Below are 2288 nucleotides of genomic sequence, written 5' to 3' on the forward strand. Positions count from 1 at the left end.
GACTCCGTACGGACGCCCTTATGCAACGTCCCTACCTCCTGACTCCTAGAGCGATACAATAAGTATTTAACCGGATTCTATATAATTAGATATCTTTGAAAAATTCCTATCTACTTAAATAACTCTACCCCATCCCTGCCATCAATATCTTGCACATAAACCTTCACCTGCTCTTCTGTAGCAGTAGGTAATTTTTTACCTGTAAAATCTGGATGAATAGGCAATTCCCGATGACCCCTATCCACCAAAACAACTAATCTAATTACTTCTGGGCGACCATACTCCACAACTGCATTCAAAGCAGCTCGTACTGTTCGACCTTTATAAATCACATCATCAACTAACACCACAATCTTACCAGTAATATCCACAGGAATTTCTGTTTTAGCTGGTGTTCGTATTCCCACTTGATACAAGTCATCCCGATAAAAAGTAATATCCAATGCTCCGACAGGTACCTTAACTTGTTCTAGTAATTCAATTTGATTTGCCAAAATTTTTGCTAGTGGAACTCCTCTGGTATGAATACCTAATAATACCAGTTGAGATAAATCTCCTGACTTTTCAATTACTTGGGAAGCTAGACGAGTAACAGTACGTCGTAACTCCTCTGCTGATAAAATTTCTACTGTATTGCTCATTTATTCACCCACCACAAATACAAGTTAAAATTCAAAGTTCAAAAGTTATCTGTGAACCGATAACTGTAGGGACGTTGCATGCAACGTCCCTACAAACCGATAACTGATAACTGATAATCCCAACCATATTAAAAAGCAGTACCGAGTTAACCGTAATGCTCGATCAATCGTTTCTGCTGTAATTGGATGAGTGGCGTCTCCCAATAGGGGTTTATTTTTAACCACCCCCTTGTAAGAATTAGCACCACCCATTTGCACCCCTAATGTTGCAGCATAAGCACACTCACTCCAACCAGCATTAGGACTTGGGTCTTTCACTGCATCCCTTTGACATATCCTCCAAACGTATAGAGGTTTGCCAGAGAGAAATGCTATAGTCAGCACATTTAACCTACAAGGTAGCCAGGTTAAAACGTCTTCTAGTTTGGCACTAAACCATCCTAGATCGGTATAAGGTGCTTCTTTATAGCCTACCATTGAGTCTAATGTACTGGCAGCTTTGTAAGCAAAGGCCAGAGGTACACTGCCAACATTAGGTATTATCGCCCCTACTAAAGCATAAAATAATGGTGCTATTACTCCATCTGTAGCATTTTCTGTTACTGTTTCCAAAACTGCACGAAATATTTCTGAAATTGATAAGTTTTCTGTATCTCTACCTACATACAAACTTAATGTTTGACGTGCTTGAATTAAATTACCATTTACAACAAGTTGAAGTACATCTTTAGCTGCGGTATTTAAACTTTTACCAGCAAAACAGCTAGCTAATAGAATGCTCTCTAATATTACTGTTAATAAAGGAAATTGGACAAAATTTATTCGTAAAGCTTGAACAATTAACCAACTAATAATTCCACTACCGAAAACAAGAGTGACTGCCAATAAAATACCTACCAATCTCAGTATAACTACAGGGAAGTTCTCTCTATGACGTTTACTGATTTGAAAAATCAGTTGAATGTAATGAGTAATTATCCAACCCATGGCTTTTACAGGATGTGGCCAACTCCAAGGATCGCCAATCAAATAATCTAGGTAAGCAGCTATAAAAACAACAATAAAGCTATAGTTATAAGTCACAGTAATTAAATAATTATAAATTTATTTTAGTGAATCATCATTGTCAATCATCTAAATGCTGATTAACTTTTACAACTTTACACTCAAGCTATCAAAAACTAAACAACAAAATTTGTTTCTTCTCCTACTACAGCTTGCCAACTACGGACATCGTAGTATAAGTCTTCTAGGGAAATATTGTAAAGAGCTTCAGAAAGTTTTTTATGGAGTCGATGCCATATACAATAAGTAACCCAGTCTTCTGCCTGGTTACTATCAGGAGCATATCGAGGCAAAGGTTCGATTGTTTCACCAACAGATTCTAGTATTTGTCCTAGAGATATTTGAGCTGGTAATTTAGCTAGTTGATATCCACCTTGAGCGCCACGAAATGATATAACTAAACCTGCACGACGCATATCTATTAATAACTTTTCAAGATAGGCTACAGGTAGGTCTTGACGTAGTGCTATTTCTTTGACAGATACTGGAGTATTACTTTGTTGTAAGCTTAAATCTAAAAGTGCCTTAACACTGTAATGTCCACGAGTAGTTAACTTCATTGTATTGTTATTAATTATAAAG

Annotated in this window: 3 protein-coding genes; all 3 read right to left on the minus strand. The window is 36.9% G+C overall.

What is annotated here, in order from left to right; all coding sequences use genetic code 11:
* Nucleotides 1-110 precede the first annotated feature (110 nt).
* The 3 genes from pyrR to AFK68_RS01120 all read right to left on the minus strand — a co-directional run bounded on the left by pyrR (nucleotide 111) and on the right by AFK68_RS01120 (nucleotide 2266).
* A complete protein-coding gene (pyrR, locus tag AFK68_RS01110) occupies nucleotides 111-641 on the minus strand; it encodes a bifunctional pyr operon transcriptional regulator/uracil phosphoribosyltransferase PyrR (protein ID WP_094670962.1) in 531 nt (176 codons plus the stop codon).
* A 45-nt stretch (nucleotides 642-686) separates the two neighbouring features.
* Nucleotides 687-1724 (minus strand): adenosylcobinamide-phosphate synthase CbiB, encoded by a 1038-nt coding sequence (cbiB, locus tag AFK68_RS01115; protein WP_094670964.1) that lies wholly within the window; start codon nucleotides 1722-1724, stop codon nucleotides 687-689.
* 98 nt (nucleotides 1725-1822) lie between these two features.
* Nucleotides 1823-2266 carry an RrF2 family transcriptional regulator gene (locus AFK68_RS01120; protein ID WP_094670966.1) on the minus strand — a complete coding sequence of 148 codons (444 nt, stop codon included), beginning with the start codon at nucleotides 2264-2266 and terminating at the stop codon, nucleotides 1823-1825.
* Between the last annotated feature and the right edge of the window lie 22 nt (nucleotides 2267-2288).

Origin of the sequence: Hydrocoleum sp. CS-953 (assembly GCF_002260545.1) — a bacterium.
Taxonomy (GTDB): domain Bacteria; phylum Cyanobacteriota; class Cyanobacteriia; order Cyanobacteriales; family Microcoleaceae; genus Trichodesmium.

Coding starts and splice junctions, on each gene's coding strand:
- pyrR (WP_094670962.1), bottom strand. CDS start 641: ATGAGCAATACAGTAGAAATTTTATCAGCAGAGGAGTTACGACGTACT.
- AFK68_RS01120 (WP_094670966.1), bottom strand. CDS start 2,266: ATGAAGTTAACTACTCGTGGACATTACAGTGTTAAGGCACTTTTAGAT.